17 protein-coding genes are annotated in these 22,584 nt (G+C 70.9%); 14 read left to right on the forward strand and 3 right to left on the reverse strand.

Annotation, left to right across the window (positions count from 1 at the left end; all coding sequences use genetic code 11):
- Positions 1-545: DUF6350 family protein (locus C3486_RS14295; protein WP_258052782.1), on the reverse strand; the 545-nt coding region annotated here is incomplete at its 3' end.
- A gap of 84 nt (positions 546-629) precedes the next feature.
- Here C3486_RS14295 and C3486_RS38535 point away from each other — a divergent pair.
- Positions 630-1,622 (forward strand): RNA polymerase sigma factor, encoded by a 993-nt coding sequence (locus tag C3486_RS38535; protein WP_146074996.1) that lies wholly within the window; start codon positions 630-632, stop codon positions 1,620-1,622.
- 111 nt (positions 1,623-1,733) lie between these two features.
- Here C3486_RS38535 and sucD read toward each other — a convergent pair whose 3' ends face one another.
- Positions 1,734-2,618, reverse strand: a complete 885-nt coding sequence (gene sucD / locus C3486_RS14305) for a succinate--CoA ligase subunit alpha (RefSeq protein WP_103833063.1) — start codon at positions 2,616-2,618, stop codon at positions 1,734-1,736.
- Positions 2,619-2,639: 21 nt separating this feature from the next.
- The gene (gene sucC / locus C3486_RS14310; RefSeq protein WP_103833064.1) at positions 2,640-3,818 is read right to left on the reverse strand and encodes an ADP-forming succinate--CoA ligase subunit beta; all 1,179 of its coding nucleotides are present in this window, start codon (positions 3,816-3,818) and stop codon (positions 2,640-2,642) included.
- A gap of 707 nt (positions 3,819-4,525) precedes the next feature.
- Between sucC and C3486_RS14315 the strand changes: the two genes are divergently transcribed.
- From C3486_RS14315 to C3486_RS14375, 13 genes are all read left to right on the forward strand, one after another.
- Entirely contained in the window at positions 4,526-6,373 is a 1,848-nt protein-coding gene (locus C3486_RS14315) for a phage tail sheath subtilisin-like domain-containing protein (RefSeq protein WP_103833065.1), read from the forward strand.
- 56 nt (positions 6,374-6,429) lie between these two features.
- Positions 6,430-6,954, forward strand: coding sequence for a phage tail protein (locus C3486_RS14320; RefSeq protein ID WP_103833066.1), 525 nt, complete (start codon positions 6,430-6,432; stop codon positions 6,952-6,954).
- A 15-nt stretch (positions 6,955-6,969) separates the two neighbouring features.
- Positions 6,970-7,725, forward strand: a complete 756-nt coding sequence (locus C3486_RS14325; RefSeq protein ID WP_103833067.1) for a hypothetical protein — start codon at positions 6,970-6,972, stop codon at positions 7,723-7,725.
- Positions 7,718-8,506, forward strand: a complete 789-nt coding sequence (locus tag C3486_RS14330) for a hypothetical protein (RefSeq protein ID WP_103833068.1) — start codon at positions 7,718-7,720, stop codon at positions 8,504-8,506. Before C3486_RS14325 ends, C3486_RS14330 begins: the two co-directional genes overlap by 8 nt.
- 130 nt (positions 8,507-8,636) lie before the next feature.
- The gene (locus tag C3486_RS14335; protein WP_103833069.1) at positions 8,637-9,548 is read left to right on the forward strand and encodes a DUF4255 domain-containing protein; all 912 of its coding nucleotides are present in this window, start codon (positions 8,637-8,639) and stop codon (positions 9,546-9,548) included.
- Between the two features lie 32 nt (positions 9,549-9,580).
- Positions 9,581-11,620, forward strand: a complete 2,040-nt coding sequence (locus C3486_RS14340) for an ATP-binding protein (protein WP_103833070.1) — start codon at positions 9,581-9,583, stop codon at positions 11,618-11,620.
- Positions 11,611-11,949, forward strand: coding sequence for a hypothetical protein (locus C3486_RS14345; RefSeq protein WP_258052775.1), 339 nt, complete (start codon positions 11,611-11,613; stop codon positions 11,947-11,949). The genes C3486_RS14340 and C3486_RS14345 overlap by 10 nt, the downstream gene beginning before the upstream one ends.
- On the forward strand, positions 11,946-19,103 hold the full coding sequence (locus tag C3486_RS14350; protein WP_103833071.1) for a DUF4157 domain-containing protein: 7,158 nt from the start codon (positions 11,946-11,948) through the stop codon (positions 19,101-19,103). Before C3486_RS14345 ends, C3486_RS14350 begins: the two co-directional genes overlap by 4 nt.
- 4 nt (positions 19,104-19,107) lie before the next feature.
- On the forward strand, positions 19,108-19,707 hold the full coding sequence (locus C3486_RS36925; protein ID WP_146074997.1) for a HEAT repeat domain-containing protein: 600 nt from the start codon (positions 19,108-19,110) through the stop codon (positions 19,705-19,707).
- Positions 19,704-20,369: a hypothetical protein gene (locus C3486_RS14360; RefSeq protein WP_103833073.1), complete on the forward strand. Its 666-nt coding sequence runs from the start codon at positions 19,704-19,706 to the stop codon at positions 20,367-20,369. Before C3486_RS36925 ends, C3486_RS14360 begins: the two co-directional genes overlap by 4 nt.
- A complete protein-coding gene (locus C3486_RS14365) occupies positions 20,366-20,755 on the forward strand; it encodes a hypothetical protein (protein WP_103833074.1) in 390 nt (129 codons plus the stop codon). Before C3486_RS14360 ends, C3486_RS14365 begins: the two co-directional genes overlap by 4 nt.
- Positions 20,745-21,887, forward strand: coding sequence for a hypothetical protein (locus C3486_RS14370; protein ID WP_103833106.1), 1,143 nt, complete (start codon positions 20,745-20,747; stop codon positions 21,885-21,887). The genes C3486_RS14365 and C3486_RS14370 overlap by 11 nt, the downstream gene beginning before the upstream one ends.
- 154 nt (positions 21,888-22,041) lie before the next feature.
- Positions 22,042-22,569, forward strand: a complete 528-nt coding sequence (locus C3486_RS14375; RefSeq protein ID WP_103833075.1) for a phage baseplate assembly protein V — start codon at positions 22,042-22,044, stop codon at positions 22,567-22,569.
- The last annotated feature ends 15 nt before the right edge of the window (positions 22,570-22,584 follow it).

Genomic DNA, 22,584 nt, shown 5'->3' on the forward strand with positions numbered 1-22,584 from the left:
GCCACCACCGCGACCGTGCCCGCCGCGGTGAGCGGCACGTAGAACAGCGCGCTGAGGGGCGCGACGCGCAGCGGCCCGGTCGCCGCGTACGCCACGGCGACCGCGGCGATCAGCAGGTAGCCGCCGAGGAAGCGGCCGAGGACGGCGCCCGGGGACGCGGCGCGCGGGCCGTGCGCCCCCTGCCGCGGCACCGGTACGGCGGCCGCGCCCGACAGGGCGTGGTGGGCGCACCGGTACAGCAGCCAGACGGGCACGGCGACGAGGAGGAGCGGGGTGAGGCCGACCGGTACGGCGGCGGCGCCCGCGGTGCGGACGAGGCCGGCGCCGTGCGCGAGCAGCCACAGGTCGGCGGCGATGTGCAGCGCGCCGGCGGGGCTGCCGGCCGGTGCGGGCGCGGCGACCCACAGGAGGAGGACGGAGACGGTGCAGACGCCGAGGCCGAGCCCGGCGGCGACCGTGCCCACGAGGAACGCCCCGGCGCTGGTGGTGACGCGCGGTGCCGCGGCGCCGCCGGACGTGGCCGCCGGCGGGCCGCTGTCGGTCATCTGGCTCACGCCGCCATGCTGCCAACAACACCCGTTTCCACCATGCAGCGGGCGGATACCGGACGTGTCGCCCAATATGCGTTTATGGGATTTACAACCCGGAAGGCGCAGGAGACCAGGAAGGTCAGGAAGAGCCGGCGGCCCCCGCAGCCCGGGTCGGCGCCCGGCCGGCGGAAGGCCCTGCGGCGAGGCCGGACGGACCCGGCACCGGAGACCGGGCGCACCGGGGCGGCGGACGGCGCGCACGCCGGGGCGCCGGCTGCCGCCCATGACGAGGTGCCGGACACCGCGCGCGCCGAGCCACCGGCCACCCCGACTGACGGCCCGTCACCCACGGCGGCCTTCGACGCGCTGTACGACCGGCACGCGCCGACCCTCGCGCGGCAGGCCTTCCTCCTCACCGGGCGCCCGGCGCTCGCGGGCGAGTCGGTCGAGCGGGGGTTCCAGCTGGCCTGGCAGCACTGGCCGGAGGTGGCCAGGGACCACGACCCGGCCGGCTGGGTGCGGGCCGCGACCCATGAGTACGCGCTCTCCCCCTGGCACCGGTTCCGCCCGGTCGGCCTGCGCTCCCCCGTCGGGGCGCCGGAGACCGGCCGGCCCGACCCGCTGCTCGCCGCGCTGCTGCGGCTGCCCGCGCCCTACCGCCGCGCCCTGCTGCTGCACGACGCGGTCGGCCTGGAGCTGCCGGAGACCGCGGCCGAGGTCGAGGCGAGCACGCCGGCGGCGGCAGGACGGCTGGGGCACGCACGCGAGGAGCTGGCCCGGCAGCTGCCGGAGCTGGGTCTTGCGGGCGCGCCGCCGGACCGGCAGCGGGAGATCCTGTGCGAGCGGCTGGCCCGGCTGGCGGCGGCGTATCCGGTACGGACGGCGGCGGCCCGGGCCGTGCGGACGGGCGGCGAGCGCAGCACCCGGCGGACGACGCGGGGCGCGATCGGGCTGACGGGGCTGATCGTGGCCCTGACCGCGGGCGCGCTGTGGGCCTCGGGCGGCGACCGGTACGTCCCGCCGCCCGCTGGGCCCGGCGTGCCGGCGGCCGGTGACACCCGGGCCGAGCACGATCCGCAGCAGCACCCGTGAGGCGGGGCCCGGAAGGACGACGCGGACCCGTACACCCCCCAAGGGAGTACGGGTCCGCGTAGAAGGTACGCGCGCGCCGGGTCAGGGACGCAGCGCCGCGCCGCGCCGGATTCAGCCGGCGAGCAGCTCGCGGGCGAGCTTGGCGGTCTCGGTCGGGGTCTTGCCGACCTTGACACCGGCGGCCTCGAGGGCCTCCTTCTTCGCCTGGGCGGTGCCGGAGGAGCCGGAGACGATGGCGCCGGCGTGGCCCATGGTCTTGCCCTCGGGGGCGGTGAAGCCCGCGACGTAGCCGACGACCGGCTTGGTGACGTTGGCCTTGATGAAGTCGGCCGCGCGCTCCTCGGCGTCGCCGCCGATCTCACCGATCATGACGATCAGGTCGGTGTCGGGGTCGGCCTCGAAGGCCTCCAGCGCGTCGATGTGGGTGGTGCCGATGACCGGGTCGCCACCGATGCCGACGGCCGAGGAGAAGCCGATGTCACGGAGCTCGTACATCATCTGGTAGGTCAGCGTGCCGGACTTGGACACCAGACCGATGCGGCCGGGCTTGGTGATGTCGCCCGGGATGATGCCGGCGTTGGACTGGCCCGGGGTGATGAGGCCGGGGCAGTTCGGGCCGATGATGCGGGTCTTGTTGCCCTTGGCCTTCGCGTACGCCCAGAAGGCGGCGGAGTCGTGGACGGCGATGCCCTCGGTGATCACCACGGCGAGCGGGATCTCGGCGTCGATGGCCTCGACCACGGCGGCCTTGGCGAAGGCCGGCGGCACGAAGAGGACCGAGACGTTGGCGCCGGTCTTCTCCATGGCCTCGGCGACCGTGCCGAAGACGGGGATCTCGGTGCCGTCGATGTCGACGTTGGTGCCGGCCTTGCGGGGGTTCACGCCACCGACGATGTTCGTGCCGTCACCCAGCATGAGCTTGGTGTGCTTCATGCCCGTGGCACCGGTCATGCCCTGGACGATGACCTTGCTGTCCTTGTTGAGGAAGATAGCCATTGTTCTGGAGTCCCTCTTCCCTTACTTCGCAGCCGCGAGCTCGGCGGCCTTGTCGGCCGCGCCGTCCATGGTGTCCACGCGCTGGACCAGCGGGTGGTTCGCGTCCGACAGGATCTTGCGACCCAGCTCCGCGTTGTTGCCGTCCAGGCGGACGACCAGCGGCTTGGTGACGTCCTCGCCCTTGGACTTCAGCAGCTCCAGGGCCTGGACGATGCCGTTGGCGACCTCGTCGCAGGCGGTGATGCCACCGAAGACGTTGACGAACACGGACTTCACGTCCGGGTCGCCGAGGATGATCTCCAGGCCGTTCGCCATGACCTCGGCGGAGGCGCCGCCACCGATGTCGAGGAAGTTGGCGGGCTTGACGTTGCCGTGCTTCTCACCGGCGTACGCGACGACGTCCAGGGTGCTCATGACGAGACCCGCGCCGTTGCCGATGATGCCGACCTCGCCGTCGAGCTTGACGTAGTTCAGACCCTTGGCCTTGGCGGCAGCCTCGAGCGGGTTGGCTGCGGCCTTGTCCTCCAGGGCCTCGTGCTCCGGCTGGCGGAACTCGGCGTTGGCGTCCAGGGACACCTTGCCGTCGAGGGCGATGACGTCACCGGAGGCGACCTTGGCGAGGGGGTTGACCTCGACCAGGAGCGCGTCCTCGGAGACGAAGGTCTCCCAGAGGGTGACCAGGACGTCGGCGACCTTGTCGGCGACCTCGGCCGGGAACTGCGCCGCGGCGACGATCTCCTGGGCCTTCTCCTTGGTGACGCCCTCGTTGGAGTCGACCGGGATCTTGGCGAGCTTCTCGGGGGTGGTCGCCGCGACCTCCTCGATGTCCATGCCGCCCGCGACGGAGGCCATGGCCAGGAAGGTGCGGTTGGTGCGGTCGAGGAGGTACGAGACGTAGTACTCCTCGACGATCTCCGGAGCGGTCTCCGCGATCATCACCTTGTGGACCGTGTGGCCCTTGATGTCCATCCCGAGGATGTCCGTCGCGCGGGCGACAGCCTCGTCCGGGGTCGCGGCGAGCTTCACGCCGCCGGCCTTGCCTCGGCCGCCGACCTTCACCTGGGCCTTGACGACAGACTTGCCGCCCAGCCGCTCGGTCGCCTCGCGGGCCGCCTCAGGCGTGTCAATGACTTCACCGGCCAGCACCGGTACACCGTGCTTGGCGAAGAGGTCCCTCGCCTGGTACTCGAACAGGTCCACGCGCGTCCGTCCCTTTGCTTCTCAAATAGCCACGAGTCGTGGTGATCGCGGTTCGTTGTCTGCGCGGGCGTGCCGCGAAGGGCAGGGTGACAACGCAGTCACAGCAAGGGCGTACATCGTCAGCCGGTACGCGGCATGTCCGTCTCGCAGGTTATCCCCGCAGCACCGGCCCTTCTAAATCGCAGATCACACTGCGGCGGTGATTACTGTCACAGATCACGCGGACGGAGGCGCGCGTCACAGTCCGGCCGGAGTCCGGCTCGATCTCGACGGTGACCGGCACCGGACCCTCACACGGAGTACACCCCTCCGCCGCCGGCCCTCCCCCGGTCCCTCCGGAACGGCGTCCGGTATGCACCCGGGCGAGCGGCTCACGGCGGTACGCGCCGGCCACCCGCCGCACCCGGCCGCCTACCGGTTCGGCACCGTCCACACAACTCCTTCGCAAAAGCTGACCGGAAAGGCTCCTTGACCCTCCAACTGCCCAGCCTGAAGACTGCGTTGAGCACTTACGCATCAGGAGTCACAGGCTCGCCGCCGCGCGCGGCCGCCTGGTCCCGGCCGGCCGACCCCGGCGGGACAGACGGGGGAGAACTGATGAGTAGGCGCGGCCGCGTAGGGGCGCGGTGGCGTCGGCTTGGCCGCCTCCTCTCCCTTCCGCCCTCTTGGTGCCTCCGACTCGGTGCCTGACAGGGATTGGAGGGGGAATGCCGACAAAAGCGACCTATCCCGGCGTCTACGTCGAAGAGCTTCCCAGCAGCGTCCGCAGCATCACCACCGTCACCACCTCGGTGACCGCCTTCGTGGGACACACTCGCCGGGGCCCGCTCAACCATCCGGTGCGCGTCACCAGCTTCGCCGACTTCGAGCGCCGCTTCGGCGGCCTGACCTCGAAGAGCCCGCTGAGCTACGCCGTGCACCAGTTCTTCGGCAACGGCGGCACCGTCGCGGTGATCGTCCGGGCGGTGAAGGCCGGCACCGGCGAGGCGGCCCACGTCACCCTGGAGTCCACCGAGGGCCACAGCGAGTGCCCGGTGCTGGAGGTGCACGCCAAGGAGCCCGGCGTCTGGGGCGACGGCCTGCGCGTCGCCGTCGACCACGACACCAGGGACTGCGAGGAGACGTTCAACCTCCAGGTCCTCGACGCCAGGGGCACGGCCCGGGAGTCGTACGGCAACCTCTCCATGGACCCCGAGAGCGGCCGGTACGCCGAGACCGTGATCAACGCGGGCTCCCAGCTCATCCGCGTGAAGGTGCTCGACGAGGGCCGCCCCGACCCCTCCGGCACGGTCTCCAAGCCCTTCGCGCACGACCTGCCCGAGCTGACCGTCGACCTCACCGTCAAGATCGGCGAGGTCGAGCGCGAGTTCACGCTCTACGACCCCGACCAGGACGGCGAGGCGCCCTGCACCGTCACGGAGCTCGCCCTCCTCCTGGAGCGCAAGCTGCGCGCGCTGCCCGACGCACCGGGCAAGCACGCCTTCGCGGGCGCCCAGGTCACCGCCTTCGGCCGCCGCCTCCAGGTGGTCGCCGGGTCCACGGACCCCGAGGACGTGGTGCGCTTCGTCGGCGAGTGCGCCAATGACCTGGGCCTGGAGGCCTCGGTCAACCCGCCGGTCTTCCCGCTCTGCGGCGGCGTCGACGGCGACGTGCCGGGGCCGCGCGACATCATCGGCAGCGAGGCGCGCAAGACCGGCCTGCAGGCGCTGCGCGACGTCGACGACGTGAACCTGCTGTCGCTGCCCGAGCTGTCCGGGTACGACAACACCGAGGACATGGTCACCGTCCTCGCGGCCGCCGAGCGGCTCTGCCAGGAGCGGCGCATCTTCCACCTGGTGGACGCGCCCTCGGCCTGGGGCTCCGTCGACTCCGCGCGGGCCGGCATCGGTGCCTTCGAGTCCGTCCGCGGCAACCACTCCGGGCTGTACTTCCCGCACCTGCAGCTCACCGACCCGCTCACCGGCCGGCTGCGCACCTTCCCGCCGTCCGGCGCCATCGCGGGCGTGATCGCCCGTACGGACAGCGAGCGCGGCGTGTGGAAGGCACCGGCGGGCACCGAGGCGCGCCTCGCGGGCGTGCACTCGCTGTCGGTGAAGCTCACCGACCGGGAGAACGGCCTGCTGAACCCGCTCGGCATCAACTGCCTGCGGACCTTCCCGATGGTCGGCCCGGTGGTCTGGGGCGCCCGCACGCTGCAGGGCGCGGACGCGCTGGACAGCGAGTGGAAGTACGTACCGGTCCGCCGGCTCGCGCTGCACGTCGAGGAGTCCCTGCTGCGCGGCCTGCAGTGGGTGGTCTTCGAGCCCAACAACGAGCAGCTGTGGCAGCAGATCCGGCTGAACGCCTCGTCGTTCCTGCACGGCCTCTTCCAGCAGGGCGCCTTCAAGGGCGGCACCCCGCGCGAGGCGTACTTCGTGAAGTGCGACAAGGACACCACGACCGCCGAGGACATCGACAACGGCATCGTCAACGTCGTCGTCGGCATCGCGCCGGTCAAGCCGGCGGAGTTCGTGATCGTCAAGATCCAGCAGATGGCCGGGCAGTTCGAGCTCTAGCCACGGGATCCCGAGGGGTCCATCAGCGAAGGAATTCGAGGAACCGAAGGAATCCGATGGCAGAGTTCACGATCAACGCCCATCGCTTCGACCCGTACAAGAACTTCAAGTTCCTGGTCCTGTGGGACGGTCGGACGGTCGCGGGCATCAGCAAGATCTCCCCGCTCAAGCGGACCACCGAGGTGGTCAAGCACCGCAACGGCGGCGACCCCAGCTCGCCGCGCAAGTCGCCGGGCCGCTCGGAGTTCGAGGGCATCACCCTGGAGCGCGGGGTGACCCACGACCCGGAGTTCGACCGCTGGGCCAACAAGGTCTGGCAGGTCGGCGCGGGGCTGGGTTCGGAGGTGTCGCTCGCGGACTTCCGCAAGGACATCGTCATCCAGGTCCTGAACGAGGCCGGCCAGGTCGCCGTCTCGCACAAGATCTACCGGGCCTGGCCGAGCGAGTACCAGGTGCTCGGCGAGATGGACGCCAACGCCAACGCGGTGGCGATCCAGAGCCTGAAGCTGGAGTGCGAGGGCTGGGAGCGGGACTACGAGGTCGAGGAGCCGCAGGAGCCCTCGTTCACGCACCCCGCCTGAACAACGGAGTGAGGAATGGCGGTCACCGGGCCCGCTGAGCTGCTGGCCACCTGGGAGGCCGGGCTGGCCCTGCAGGACAGCGGCCGTGCCCTGCTGCTGCACCGCGCCGCACGCCCCGGAGCCGGCACCGACACGCTGCTGTCGGTGCCGGCGGGCGAGCGCGCCGCCGACCTCTTCGGGCTGCGCCGCGCGCTGTTCGGGGAGCGCATGCAGGTCACGCTGGCGTGTGCGGACCCGGAGTGCGGCGCGGCCATGGAGTTCGAGCTGGACGCGGCCGAGCTGGGCGCCGTCCGGCCCCGGCCGCCCGAGGACGGCCTGCGGGTCGCCGAGGGCGGCTGGTCGGTGACCTTCCGGCTGCCGTCCGTCGCCGACCTCACCGAGGCAGCGGCGGCCGCCACGGACGCGGCGGACGCCCGGCGGCTGCTGGCTGCGCGCTGCGTGCTCACCGCGGTACGGGACGGCCGTGCGGCGACGGAGGCGGAGTACGGGCGGCTGCCGGAGACGGTACTGAAACGGTTCGCCGAGGCGGCCGAGGAGGCCGACCCCGGCGCCGAGGTGACGCTGAACATCGCCTGCCCCGAGTGCGGCGCGGCCACCCCTGCCGAGCTGGACATCGCCGCCTACCTGTGGACCGAACTGGACGCCTGGGCCCGCGACGTGCTCCTGGACGTCCACCTGCTCGCCTCCGCCTACGGCTGGACCGAGCCCGAGATCCTGGCGCTCAGCCCGCTGCGGCGCCGCTACTACCTGGAGCTGTGCGCGGATGTCTGACGACTACTTCGGCCGGCTGCTGGCCCGGCACGCACCGGCACGGCGTCCGCTGCCGGGCGCGCCGGGCGGCCGCGCGGACGCGCCCGGCAGCGGTACGGGCCCGGCCGGGCGCACGCGCGTACAGCCGCGGCTGCCCGGCCCGTTCGAGCGCATCGAGTCACTGGGGGGCGCGCCGGCCGAGCCGGAAGCCCCGGCCGCGCTGTACCCGCGGGCCCCGCTCGCCGCGCCCGCCGACGGCGAACGGCTCCGTCTCGAACGGGAGATCAGGACCACCGAGCGGGAGACGACCGTGCTCAGGGCCGAGGCCGCGCGCACGGACGCCCCGGAGCCCGACGGACAGCCCGTACGGCCGACGGCACCGCTGCTGCGGCCCGCCGTACGCCCGGAGCCGGGGCCGCGGCCCGTCGTCCCCGAGGGGCAGCGGGCCGGAGCGCGGCGCACGGGCGGCCGCGCGGAGGAGCCCGGCCCGGCGCGGCCGACGGCTGCCACGCCCGCGCCCGGGAGCCCGGACGCCGCCCCGCGCGCCGTGGCGCCCGCGCTGCGCCCCCGTACGGAGGTGCCGGCGGCCCGTGACGCTGTCCGCGCCGCCTCGGCGGGCCGGCGCGGACAGCGCCCCGCCGAGCGCGTCGTACACGTACAGATCGGCCGCCTGGAGGTCAGCGCGGCCGGCGCGGAACGCCCGGCGGCGGGCGGCCGCGGCACCGCCCGCCCGGAACGCCGCGGCCCCGCACTGAGCCTCGCGGACTACCTGGCGCGCGGCGAGAGGACGGACCGGCGGTGACGGGCGGACCGACCGTGACGCACGGACCGACGGTGACCGACGGACCGACGGTGACTTCGACGACGGGGCCGGGCCCGCAGGCCCCGGCATCCGGGGGGACGCACTTCATGACCACACGGGGACGGACTTCATGAGCAACGCACTCGCCGTCGCGACGGTCACCCAGGCCCTTGCGCTGCTGATCGAGCACAACCTGCATCCCGAGATCGACATGGCCGTCTCGGTGGAGACCCGCAAGCCGCCGGCCGAGCCGGCCCTGGACCCGACGATCACCGTCTTCTGCTACCAGGTCACGCACAACCCCTCGATGCGGAACAACGACCTCGTGACCCGGGCCGCCGACGGCACGCTCCTGAAGCGGCCGGCCGCCGCGATCGACCTGCACTACCTGATCAGCGCCTACGGCGAGGAGACGGAGCTGGTCGGACAGCGGCTGATCGGCAGCGTCGTGCGCACGCTGCACGAGATACCCGTACTGCCCAAGGAGCTGATCGAGGAGGCGTGCCGGCGGCCGTACCTGGCGGGCAGCGACCTCGCCGAGTCCCTCCAGCGGGTCCGCTTCACGCCGACCCAGATGGACGTCGACGAGACCTCCAAGCTCTGGGGCATGCTCCACAACACCCCGTACTCGCTGTCCGTGGTGTACCAGGCGTCGCTGGTCCTGCTGGACGGCCACGAGAAGCCGGTGCCCGCGAAGCGGGTCGAGCGGCCGGACGTACGGGTGCTGCCGTTCGGTGCACCGGGGGCGCCGGAGCGGCCGGGTGCCGCGGCGGGCGAGCCGGACTCGCCCCGGGGCTCGGCCCCGGAGACGGACCTGGAGACGGAGGCGGTCCCGGAGACGGCCCCGGCGGAAGAGGCGCGGAAGCGGACTGCCGCGAAGAAGGCGGAGCCCAAGTCGCGTACCGCTGCCGTCCGTTCGCGTACGCGCAAGGCGACGGGCGGCACGAACGGGACCAGTGGGTCCGGTAGGGCCGGTGGCTCGGGCGCTGCCGGCCGGGCCAAGGACGCCACCGGCCGTACGGACGACGGCGGGAAGAGCTGAGGCCGGTGCGCGGAACGGGGGCGGAGAAGGACATGGGCAACGGCGACGGGCCGGGCACGGCGGACGGCGCCGCGCTGGCCGCTGCCGTGCGGGCGGTACTGGCACGCGTGGACGCCCATGCGGAGCGGGTCAGGGGTACGGGCGCCACCGAGGCGAGCACGGGCACCGGAACCGGCACCGGCAATGGCACGAGCGCGGACCGGAGTGCCGGCACGTCCGTCGAACCTGCCACCACCGAGCCGCCCGCCACCGAACTCCCCTCGCACTCCCCCACGTTGGCGTCCCTCGACGCGCTCACCGCCTGCTTCGGCCTCAGCACCTTCGAACGCGAAGTCGTCCTGCTGGCGGCCGCCGCCGAGCTCGACCCGACGACCGGCGCGCGCTGCGCCGCCGCGAGCGGCGACCCGGCCCGTACGTACCCCACGTTCTCCCTCGCGCTGGCGGCCCTCGCCGACCCGCACTGGAGCGCCCTCACCCCGGTCGCGCCGCTGCGCCGCTGGCGCCTGGTCGAGCTGGAGGACGAGACCCGGCTGACCGCCGGCCGGCTCCGGCTGGACGAGCGCATCCTGCACTTCCTGGTCGGCACGCCGTACCTGGACGCCCGGCTGCACGGCCTGCTCCGCCGCACCACGGCCCCGGCCTCGCTGACGCCCTCGTACGACGCGGCCGCCGACCGGGTGGCGGCCGGCTGGGCGGGCGGCGGCCCGGACTCGCCGCTCCGCGTCGAGCTGGTCGGCGCCGACCTCCGCTCCCGCGCCGACATCGCCGCCACCGCGGCCGCCCGCTCCGGGCTCGGCCTGTACGCCATGGCCGCCGACGACATCCCCACCGACCCCGCCGAGCGCGACCGGCTGGCCCGGCTCTGGCAGCGCGAGGCGGTCCTGCTGCCCGCTGCGCTGCTCATCGAGATCGGCGAGCTGGACCGCGACCAGGCGGCGGCGACGGACGCGTTCATCGCGGCCGCGGCCGTCCCGCTGGTGGTCGCCGGCCCCGACCCGCGCCGTACGGACCACCCGCGGGGCGAGCGCGTCACCGTCCCCAAGCTCTCCGACGAGGAGCACCTCACCCTCTGGACCGACGCCTTCGCCGAGGTCCCCGAGGTCACCGACCGGCATCTCCGGGCCCTGGTCGCGCAGTTCCAGCTGCCGCCGCACGTCGTACGGTCGGCCGCCGCCGCCGTACGCCGCGACCTGCCGCACTCCGACGCCCACGACGCCGCCGAACTGGCCTGGCAGGCCGGCCTCACCGAGGCCCGCATGGGCCTGGACGAGCTGGGCCGCCGCATCGAACCGCGGGCCGGCTGGGACGACCTGGTACTCGCCGACCGCCAGCTGGCCATCCTCCAGGAGATCGTCGCGCACGTACGCCGCCGCGGCACGGTCTACCAGGACTGGGGCTTCGCGAAGTCGCTGCGCAGCGGTCTCGGCGTGACGGCCCTCTTCGCGGGCGGCTCCGGTACGGGCAAGACGCTCGCCGCCGAGGTGATGGCCAAGGAACTGGGCCTCGACCTCTTCATCATCGATCTGTCCCAGGTGGTCAGCAAGTACATCGGCGAGACGGAGAAGAACCTCAGCCGGGTCTTCGACGCCGCCGAACGCGGCGGCGCCCTCCTGCTCTTCGACGAGGCCGACGCGCTCTTCGGCAAGCGCAGCGAGGTCAAGGACAGCCACGACCGGTACGCCAACCTGGAGGTCAGCTACCTCCTGATGCGCATGGAGGCGTACCGCGGCCTGGCCGTGCTCACCACCAACATGAAGAAGGCACTGGACTCCGCCTTCATGCGCCGCATCCGTTTCGTCGTCGACTTCCCGTTCCCGGGCGAGAAGGAGCGCGCGGAGATCTGGCGCCGTGTCCTGCCCGCCCAGGCGCCGGTCAAGGGCATCGACCCGGACCTGCTGGCGCAGCTGACGGTGGCCGGCGGCTCGATCCGCAACATCGCGCTCTCCGGTGCGTTCCTCGCCGCCGAGGAGGGCGACCACCTGGAGATGCGGCACATGCTGGCCGCGGCCCGTACCGAATACCTGAAGCTGGAACGCTCCTTGACGCCGTCGGAGGTCCACGGATGGGTCTGACCGAGCACCGGAACCCGCGAGAGGGAGCGGCCCCGGCGGCCCCCGCAGCGCCTGCCCCCTCCTCCTTCCGTATCGACATCGGCGAACTGGTCCTGACCGGCTTCGACTCCCGCATCGACCCCGACCGCGTCCAGGCGTCCTTCGAGCGCGAACTGTCCCGCCTGGTACGGGAGCGGGGCGTCCCCCTGGCCGCCGACGGCACCCCGGTCTCCCTGGACGGGCTGGCCGGCCTGCCGCCCCTCCCCCGTACGACGTCCCCGGCGCGCCTGGGCGAGGCCCTGGCCCGTTCGGTCCACGCGGGCCTCACGGGGCGGGGTGAGGCCCGATGAGCACGAGCCAGTCGTCGTCCGCTTCGCAGGACCGGTCCGCCGCCGAGAAACGGCGCAAGCGCCGGGAACGCAGCGCCAAGTCCCGTACCCCGGAGCCGAAGGACATCGTCAGCGGCGCCGGCCAGCCGCTGGACCTGAGCGTCCGCCGCGAACTCGAAGAACAGCTCGGCCACGACTTCAGCCAGGTCCGCCTGCACACGGACCGCGACTCCGCCCGGCTGGCTGACCTGATGGGCGCCGACGCGTTCGCCGTCGGCCAGGACATCTTCTTCCGCGAGGGCACCTACCGCCCCGGCACCGCCGACGGCCGCCGCCTGCTCGCCCACGAACTCCTCCACACGGTCCAGAACCCGCACGGCCTGGGCGCACTGCGGGCTGGCCGCGACCTGGGCGCCGTGTCCCTCCCCCAGGAAGCGATCGAACGCGAGGCGGAGTCGGCCGCGCAGTCCTCCGTACTGGGCGCCCTGCAGGACTCCGTACGCCCGGAGGAACCGGCCACCGCCGAGATCGAGGAAGGCCGGGCCACACCGGGCTGGCTCCGCTACGCAACGGTGGACGCGGACCGGAAGCGCTTCGAGCAGCTCGATCCGGCGACGCTGGTGGACCGGCTGGCGAACGGCATCGTCCGGTCGCTGCGGGGGGATCCGGAGGACCTGTCGAAGCGCACCCGTACGCAATTGGCGCGGCTGCCCGACGAGCTGCTGGACGGCGTGCTCGGACGCCTGGAGCACCGGCTGCTCGGCCCGGAGCAGGACCGGGTCCTCGACCTGGTCGAGGAGATCGACGCGCAGGGCGACCACGGGGCCGACACCGCCGAATGGGCGGCGCAGGACGCCCCGGCGGTGGAGCCCGACATGGCCGACGACCTGCGCATCGAGCGGGAGAGCGAGCAGCGCTCGGCCCAGGAGGAGAAGGCCCGCGAGGAGAAGCCCGCGCCGGCGCCGGGGCCCGAGAAGGACCGCGCCGAGGCGCCGCCCGCGCCCGGGAGCACGCCGCGGAACGGCGGCACGCAGCAGAGCGGCACTACTCCGCAGGGCGGGGGCGCGCCGCATGCCGGGCAGCAGTCCGGTGCGGCCGCGGGCAAGGACGGCGGCTCCGCGTCCGCCGGTAAGGAGCCGTCCGGGCCGGCCGGCAGCCCGGCCGCCGGCGCGGAGAAGGAGTCGTCGTCCGGCACGGCGGGCGAGGGCGGCAAGGAAGCCGGCCGGCAGCAGGCCGAGGACGCCCGGGAGGGCGAGAAGGCCGGCGAGGAGAAGAAGAGCGCGGACGAGAAGGGCGCCGACGGAAAGAAGGCCGGGGGCGACAAGAAGAGCGCGGACGACAAGAAGGGCGCGGCGGGCAAGGAGGCGGCCGCGCAGCGGGACACGGCGGCCGCGAGCAAGGAGGAGTCCGCGGCGAAGAACCGCCCGGGAGCCGCCGAGCAGCACGCCGCGGGGCAGTCGGCCAAGCAGGAGGACAAGGGCGGCAGGAACCGGTTCGAGGGCTCCCCCCACGCGGCGGGCCGGGACACCGAACTGCCCGGCCGGACCAGCAGGCTCGACGGCGTACGCAACCAGGATCTCGACGGCCCCGAAGAGACCGCCGACGACGACCCGTTCGGCTCCGGCAGCGTGTCGGAGGTGGAGGTCGGCGGCGCGGAGAAGAGCGCCTGGGACACCAAGCTCCAGCCGGAGGACTTCCTGCCCGAGCAGGACCTCGACGTATCGGGTGTGCCGACGGCGGAAACGCTCGATCCGGCCGCGCCCCCCGCCCAGGCCGTGCCCGCCTTCCCCGCGCCGCCGGTCACCAAGGCCGACAGGGTGCAGGCCGAACGGGACGCGGAGGACGCCGAGGACGAAGCGGCCGAGGCCGAGCCGGAGGAGACCGAGGCCGCGGAGCCCCTGGAGTCCACGCCGTCCGTGGAGACCGAGGGCGGACCCGACGACGCCTTCGCCGGCGACCCGGACGTGGAGCGCCTGGCCGATTCCCGGCCGGGCGCCGGCGCCCCGTCGAAGGACCCGAAGGCCGGGGACGACCCGAAGGCGGGGCCCGTCGCCGCGCAGAAGGCGGTGCAGGAGTCCCCGGGCAGTACGGAGGGCGGCGGCGAGGCGAAGGAGCCGGCCGCCAAGGAGGAGAAGGGCGCCAGGGCCGGTGGCGACAAGGCCGCGGACGGGGCGGCCGGGGGCGGGCAGGAGAAGGAGTCCCAGAAGGCCGCGGGCGGCAAGGCGGCGGCACCCGAGACGGCCGGCAAGGGCGAGGAGCCGAAGAAGGACGAGCAGAAGAGCGACGGCCAGAAGAAGGCCGAACCGGCCACCGCGGACAAGGGCGACGGCGCTGCGGACAAGGGCGGCGAGCAGGGCCGGGACAGCACGTCCCCGTCGCCCGCGCGGGACACTCATGTCTCCGGCGGCTCGAACGCGGACACGCCGGGCGGGGCGAGCAGCCAGGCGTCCTCGGGGACGGAGAGCGACACCCCGCCCGCGCAGCGGGAGCAGGGCGGGCAGAACGCGTCCCCGGAGGGCACGCACGCGCAGGGGGCGAAGGAACCGGCGGCCGAAGCACCGGCGAAGGCGTCGGCACCCGCGCCGAAGGAAGCACCGCAGCCGTCTCCGGCGAAGAAGGAAGAGCCGGGGGCGAAGGAGGAACCGGGCGCCAAGTCCGCGGCTCCCGAAGCGGCTCCCGCCCCCAAGGCGTCACGTGCCGGCGGTGGGGGCGGCGGAGGCGGAGGCGGCAGGGGTGCCGCACCGGCGAAGGGCAAGAAGAAGGACTCCGGGCCCGCGCCGAACCTCTCCCAGGTCTCCCCCGAGGCGGGCCTCTCCTCGGCCGCCCGGCTCAAGCCGCACAAGGCGCTCGAGGCCATGGGCGGCGTGGGCGGTTCGGTGGACCGTACGGTCGGCGACGAGCACAAGCAGCTCGCCGCGGCCCCGCCGAACATGCAGCGCCCGGCGGGCGCGCCCCAGACCCTGGAGGGCAAGCCCAAGGCGGACGCCCCGGCGCAGTACTCCCAGGACCCGGCCAGGAAGTCCGACGCGCCCAAGGACGAGAAGGCCGAGGTCACGGGCGAGAAGAAGCCCGAGGGTCAGATCGAGGCCGAGAAGGCGGAGGAGCCCGGCGGCTGGGACACCTTCAAGATGGCCCTCGGTTTCGGCGTCGGCTGGGTCGCCGAGAAGCTGGGCTTCAAGGTGGACAAGGAGGAGCTGGCGGCCAAGTTCGCCGGGCTCCCGACGAAGGACGAGGCCCTCAAGCAGGCCCAGGCGGGCAACGCACCGGGCGTGAACATGCAGGGCGCCGCCGATCAGAAGGCCGGTGAGCAGGACCAGGCCGTCGACACCAAGGGCCAGGAGACCGTCACGACGGGCCGGGACGACGCCGGGCGCCCGATGGGTGAGAACCAGGTCTACCCCAACGCCCCCAAGGAGCAGCTGAAGGGCAAGGTCCCCGGCCGCGAGGGCGGCAAGGACGGGGTGCGTACGGGCAGGGCACCGACGGGCGCGGTACCGGCCGAGGCGGCCTCGACCGTGGCGGAGCACGACCGCAAGCCGCAGTTCCAGCAGGCGTTCAGCAAGGGCCAGAAGGACATGTCCGACGGCCGTCAGGCCAAGGACAAGGGCTTCCGCGAGTCGCAGCAGAAGCACAAGCAGCAGGTCGCCGGCGAGGTGGCCAAGAACACCGCTGAGCAGGCGGGCGAACGCGAGAAGGCCCGGTCCGAGGTCACGTCGCAGCGCGCCGACTGGCGCAAGGAACAGGACCAGGAGCTCAAGAAGCTCGGTACGAAGAAGTCGGAGAAGCGCGACAAGGTCCGCAAGGACGTCGAGGACCGGGAGAAGAAGACCGACGACGACACGAAGAAGGAGAAGGAGGACAGCGACAAGAAGATCAAGGACCGGGGCGACAAGGCGGAGACGGACGCCAAGCAGAAGACCGATACCGCGGCCAAGGACTCCGGCAACTGGCTGACGAAGGCGTTCGACTGGATCAAGGAAAAGGTCCTCGAGATCAAGAACGCGATCGTCCGGATCATCCGGGAGGCGCGGGACGCGGTCGTCAACTTCATCAAGAACTTCAAGGAGAACGTCGAGCGCTGGATCAATGAGGCGCGCAAGTGGATCGTCGACACGGTCAAGAACCTGATCAATGACCTGATCGAGTTCGCCAAGAACATGGTCAAGGCGATCATCGAGCTGGCCAATCGCATCAGGAAGTTCATCACGGACCTGATAGCGGCGGCGATTGCCCTCGTCACCAAGCTCGCAGCACTCCTCAAGAAGATCATCACCGATCTCCTCGACCGCATCGCCAAAATCCTCAGCGACCTCCTGAACATCCTGAAGAAAGCGCTGATGGACGTCATCAAGGCGGTCATCGACGCGATCAAGACGGTCCTGGAATACGCGTCCAAACTCCTCGGTGCGCTGGGCGAGTTCATGATGATCGCGATCGACTTCATGGACGACCCGGGCGGCTGGCTGAGCGGCGCGAAGAACTCGGCGGTCGACGGCGCGAAGAACCACCTGTTCCGTGAGGTCAAGAACGCGGTCAAGGAGTGGTTCCAGTCGAAGATCGAAGAGATCATCGGCATCCCGAAGGCGATCATCGACAAGCTCATCAAGGGCGGCTTCACCCTTGAGAAGATCGTGAAGGAGACCTGGGACGCCATCGTCCCCCAGCTCCCCTTCATCATCGGCGAAATCGTCATCACCAAGGTGATTGCGAAGCTCATCCCCGGCGCCGGCTGGGTGATGGCCGTCATCGACGCCATCCGCACGGCGATCGGCGCCCTCAGCGAGATCCTGCGCGCGATGGGCGCGGTCCTGGAGTGGCTGAAGGCGGTACGCCAGGGCGGCGCGGGCCTGCTGTTCGCCAAGGCGGTGGCCGCCGGCATCGTCGCCCTCCTGGAACTGGCCTACGAGGCCCTCCTCAGCGGCATCGGCAAGTACGTCGCCAAGGTCGGCCGCCGCCTGAAGTCGGTGGCCGCGAAGCTCGGCAAGGGAGACCGGGGCGGCAGGGGCGGCCCGTCGAAGGCCGGCGCGGGCGACGACAAGGGCGCCAAGCGGGAACAGCCGAGCTCCGACCGGGACGCCCCCCGCCCCGCCTCCGCCCTCCCGAAGCCCGGCAAGAACACCGGTCCGGACACCCGTCCCAACGCCAAGCCCCACCCCAAGTCCGACCCGAACAAGCCCACGGCAAAGACCCCGGACAAGGACAAGCCCACGGCCCCGGCCAAGCCGAAGGACACGGAACCCGCCCGCCCCAGGACCGACCGCGACACCCCCGGCAAGCCCAAGGCCGACCGCGACACCCCGGCCCGGCCCAAGGACGACCGCGACGCCCCGAGCAGGCCCAAGGACCAGGACGCCCCCGGCAAGCCCAAGGACACCGACAAGCCGTCCCGCCCGAAGAACGACAAGGACGACACCCGCCCGACCCCGTCCCCGAAGCCCAAGCCGGAGCCGGAACCCAGGCCGAAGCCCAAGCCCGACCCGGACGCCAAGCCGAAGCCCAAGGACAAGACGCCCGACAAGCCGAAGGACGACAAGGACGGCCCCGACCCCACCAAGCCCAGGGACGACAAGGACGCCCCGGGCAAGCCCAAGGACGACGCCCCCGCGAAGCCGAAGGGTGACGGCAAGGACAAACCGGCCAAGCCGAAGGACAAGGACGGCGACCACCGGAAGCCGAAGAACGACAAGGACGGCGACGGCAAGCCCCGCCCGAAGCCGGACCGCGACAACCACCGCAAGCCCCGCCCCAAGGACAACAGGAAGGGCCCCGACCGAACCAAGCCCAAGGACGACAAGTCCGGCCCGGGCCGCCCGAAGACCAAGCAGGAAAAGGACAGGCGCAAGAAGAACGAAGACTCGAAGGACTCCAAGGACGAACGTCTCGCCAAGATCGTTGCGCGCATCAAACCCAAGCTCACCAGTTTGCTTCGCCATGGGGTGCGAGGTGCGCCCTTGCGTGCCTCTCTCGCCTCAATGCGTCTCTGGTACCGCTTGACGAAGCTGGATCTCCAAGGCGCGGACAAATTCCTGATTCATGCCCTTCTGAATCCAGGAACGACCGTCGTCGCCGGCGTGACCATCGGTGAAGAGCGTCTCCTGAAGTTCATTCGTGACGTTGCAGACGAGATTCTTTCTGCTCCGAAGACTCAACGTGGTGCTGCCGACATGGACAGACGCACCACAACTGAGACGCACCTGACAAATAAAAGCAAAAACATCTCGTCCAACATGCCCGTGTACAGGCCTCGCCGGGGAACAAGCCTCGCCTCGGTACTGAGTTTCGTCCGCGACAAAATCCCATACAAGCGCGGATCCAACGAAATCATCAGGCTGCCTGGAAACATTGACGTATGGCGTCGCCAGAGCCCGTGGAACTCGATCCCGCAGCTCCCCAAAACCGCGAACAAATTCGTACACCAGATGATCAATGGGGTAAAACAGGGGAAGGCGCCTACCTATGAGGAACTGGCCGCCGCGTTCAAGGAAGACACCCGGGGCGGCAAGTGGCGCGCCAAGCGCCTGGCGAAGCAAGTGCAACGGGTCATGAAGGGTCAGGTTCCGCGCGGCGCAGACAGAGAGTTCGTCGGATTCCTGGGTGTGCTCATGGTCGTGCAGGAGGGCCACCGGGACCCGGGGCGCTCCCCCTTGATCACTTCCGCCATGGCGATGCAGACGATGGCGCGTACGGGCGATGTCGACCAGAGCCTCGGCCTCTTCCCTCCGGACGTCACCGGGTCTCAGCGTGGCATGTACCGACTCTCCGACTACATCGACCGGGTACACACCGGGCAGGCTCGTCTGGGTCCGGATGGAGAGCCGGTCGGACCGGCGGGAGAAGCGGCGGAACTGCGGCAGCTGCAACGGCGGGCAAGAGGCCTGCAGGGGCGCATCGCTGATGAACGGCGTGATCCGCAGAGCCAGTTCGACCCGGCAGATCTGCCGGCGTACGGCCGCAACGCGAAGCAACTCGAGGACGAGTCAAGGAAGCGCGCGGGACAGATGTCGATCGCGCAAACCGTCATGGATCAGGAGATACGCATCATCCAGGCTTGGGCGAGCGCACTCGACTTGAAGACAACGAGCGAAAACGAGGAAGAGAAGGTACAGGAACTTTTCCGAATAATACGGCAGAGGATGCACCACGCGTACGGCGTCCCGACCTCGGAGATACCATAAACACATGACCGATATCTTCTCTTCCCGCACATATCTACTGTCACCTCGTAGCAATGAAGAGGAAGTAGCGACGGTGGCCGAAAAATTGGGATGGCCTCTTATCGGACGACTCCCAGAGGATGTCTCCGCATTGGCCCCTCGGGAGACCTTCTGGGGGAAGAGCCAGGATCTTGTTCTTCATTACCAGGAGGACGTGATCTCCAAGAGTCCGTGCGCCTTCCTGACTGGAGCGAACAAGAAGCAGGTAGAAACAGCCGCTCGACTGCTGGAGGCACAGCTCAAACCTGCAACACTTGAAGAGCTTCTCAAGGCCGCAGAAGCAACGAAGAATCTCCCTGATGATTACGCATTGGCCGTCCTCCGGCTGGGCCTGGGGGCGCCCGAGCATTTCGATGAGAGGTTCTCGGCCAGTATCGCGCGCGCAGTAGCGCACGAAGATGAAGAGGTACGTAAATCTGCGGCGTGGGCGACCTCTTACACGGCTTGGCCGCAGTTCGTTCCATTGCTGACGGAGATGGCTGAGCAGGATCCGTCCGAAAACGTGCGACGAGTGGCACAAAAGATCTTGAATGCATACACGGGGGAAGGGACTCCTGAAGAATGACCACCTACGCCGACATACCCAAGCCCATCCGTTCCGGAATAGTCATCGTTGACCCCGAGCGCGGGACGCCGCAGAGGATCATTGTTCTTCAGTTCAATCCGGACACCTTGGAGCGTTCGGTCTCGCCGCAAGCCGCCGGTGGGGAAGGTGGTGGCGGTGGTGGGGACAGTGGTGGGGATCGGAATGAGGCTTTGCGGCTGAAGGGGCCGGCGCAGGAGACGTGGAAGTTCACTGCGGAGATTGATGCCACGGACCAGTTGGACGTGGCGGCGCCTGATGGGATTCATCCTCAGCTGGCCGTGCTGGAGATGCTCGTGCAGCCGACTACTGCGCAGTTGCGGGCTGCCAGCAAGCTCAGCAAGAAGGGGACCATTGAGATCAGCCCTATTGAGATGCCCCTCACCCTCTTCACCTGGGGGAGCAAGCGGGTGATGCCGGTTCGGCTGACGGAGTTGTCGGTCAATGAGTCGGCGTTTGATGTGAACCTGAATCCCATCAGGGCTTCGCTCAGTATCGGGATGAAGATTCTTACGGTGAGTGATCTGCCGGCCGGGCATCGGGGGGCCGAGCTTTATCTGGCTCACCTTGCGCAGAAGGAGCAGTTGGCGCGTAGGGCGCGGGCCGGGAGCCTGGCGCAGTTGGGGCTCGGGGGAGGGATCTGAGCGTGATCGAGCCGTATGAGAGCGCGTTGGACGATGTGCCGGGGGCGCATCCGTATCCGCGGAGCAGTCGGTATCACGATGTGGAGATCGGCATTCACCGCGATGCTGACGGGCGTGAGGTGAAGTATGCCAAGCGGAGGCTGCTGCCTCCGCTGGAGCAGAGCGAGGACGAGACCGTGCCGCACGTCGTCAGTGACGGGGAGCGGGCCGATCAGCTCGGGCAGCGGTATTTCGGGGAGCCGGGGCAGTGGTGGCGGATTGCCGATGCCAATCCGGTGCTCGATCCGGCGGAGTTGACCGATGAGCCGGGTGAGGTCATAGACGTGCCGTTGCCCGGTGGGTTCCCCGGTGGCATGGGTGGGCCGGGGGTGCGGAATGGCCGATGACCTGCCGGTGGGGGGCGGTCCCGTCCACGCTTCGCTGTACATGGGGCCGAAGTTGGCGCGGCTGGTGCCGCAGGAGGTGACCGAGGCGCTGCTGTCGGCGCAGATCACCAGTACGGCGGGTGAGCGGAGCGGATTCCAGCTCGCGTTCGATCTCACGAAGAAGGGCGCGATCATACAAAGGCTTCTTCCCGAGGGGTTTTTTGATCCGAAGACGCGGGTGATTCTCACCGTCGCAGTCAAGGGAACGCCGGTGGTGCTGCTGGACGGGTTGATCGTGCGGCAGGAGGTGGGGGCCAGTAATCAGCCCGGGCAGACCACGCTCACGGTGACCGGGGAGGACCTGACGCTGCTCATGGACCTGGAGGAGCGGACGGACCGGTACCCGAACCTCGCGCCCTCGCAGCGGGTGGAGCGGATTCTGGGGAAGTACGCGGATTACGGGATCGATGCCCGGATCATTCGGGAACAGGTGCCGCAGCCGCCGCGGGAGCAGGCCCGGGTGGATTACCAGACGGGGACCGACCTGCAGTACGTGACGGAGCTGGCGCGGGCCAATGGCTACACCTTTTATCTGGACCCGGGGCCGGTTCCCGGGCGGTCGACCGCCTTTTGGGGGCCGGAGCAGCGGCTCGGGCAGCGGCAGCATGCGCTGAACGTGAATATGGATGTGCATTCGACGGTTGATCAATTGACGTTCGCGTACGACGGGACGGCGCGGGAGGAGCCGCAGGCGCGGGTGCAGGACCCGGTGACGCGGCAGGCGCCGCTGCTCGCCCAGCCGGACATCAGTCCGCTGCGGCCGCCGCTCGGGCGGCGGGCCTCGCCGGCGCTGAAGCGGAAGACGCTGACCGGTACGGCGAAGAAGGACGAGGCGCTGGCGAAGGCCGAGGCGCTGGGGCGGGCCGCCACCAGTGCCGACGCCATCAGCGGGTCGGGGCAGCTGGACGTCAACCGGCACGGGTACGTCCTGCGGCCGCGGGAGTTGGTGGGGGTGCGGGGCGCGGGCGTCACGTACGACGGCGACTACTACGTCAAGAGCGTCACGCACAATCTCCGGCCCGGTTCCTACCAGCAGAACTTCACCCTGTCGCGGGAGGGACTGATCGCGCGCAGCGACCGCGTCCGGCCCTGAGCCCCGCGTGAAGAGGCCGCCCGGCCACGCCGCCAGGACCACATCCCGGAGGCCCCGGCCTCGCCGCAACGGCCGAGCCTCCGCCGCCCGGCCACCGCAGACCCGCCCCGCCCCCGTACCCACCGCAGCCAGCACACGACCAGGAGCACCCCGTATGGCGCCAGCATCCAACAACCGTTTCCTCGGCAAGTTCCGGGGCCGGGTGGCGAGCAATAACGACCCCTTGCGGATGGGCCGGATCACGGCCCATGTGCCGGACGTGCTCGGCGACGAGCCGTCGACCTGGGCCATGCCCTGCTTCCCCTTCACGGGAGCGCAGGCCGGCCAGTACGTCATCCCGAGCGAGGGCGCGGGCGTGTGGATCGAGTTCGAGCAGGGGGACCCCAGCTTCCCCGTGTGGACGGGGTGTTGGTACGGGTCGGAGGCCGAGATGCCGGTCGACGCGCAGGCCGGGGCGCGGGCCGGGGCCGAGCCCGTGGTCATCGAGACGCAGGGGCATCACAAGATCGTGCTGTCCGACGTGCCGGAGGAAGGGATCCTGCTCCAGGCGCCGACCGGTGCGTACGTACGGATCAATGCCGCGGGAGTGCAGATCAACAACGCGGCCGGTGCCTCGATCTCCCTGGTCGGGGACCAGGTCGACATCAATGAGGGCCGGCTGACCGTGCCCAGGAAGCGCTAGCGGAGACGGGGGAGC

The sequence above is a fragment of the Streptomyces sp. Ru73 genome, assembly GCF_002920575.1.
Classification (GTDB): Bacteria; Actinomycetota; Actinomycetes; order Streptomycetales; family Streptomycetaceae; genus Streptomyces.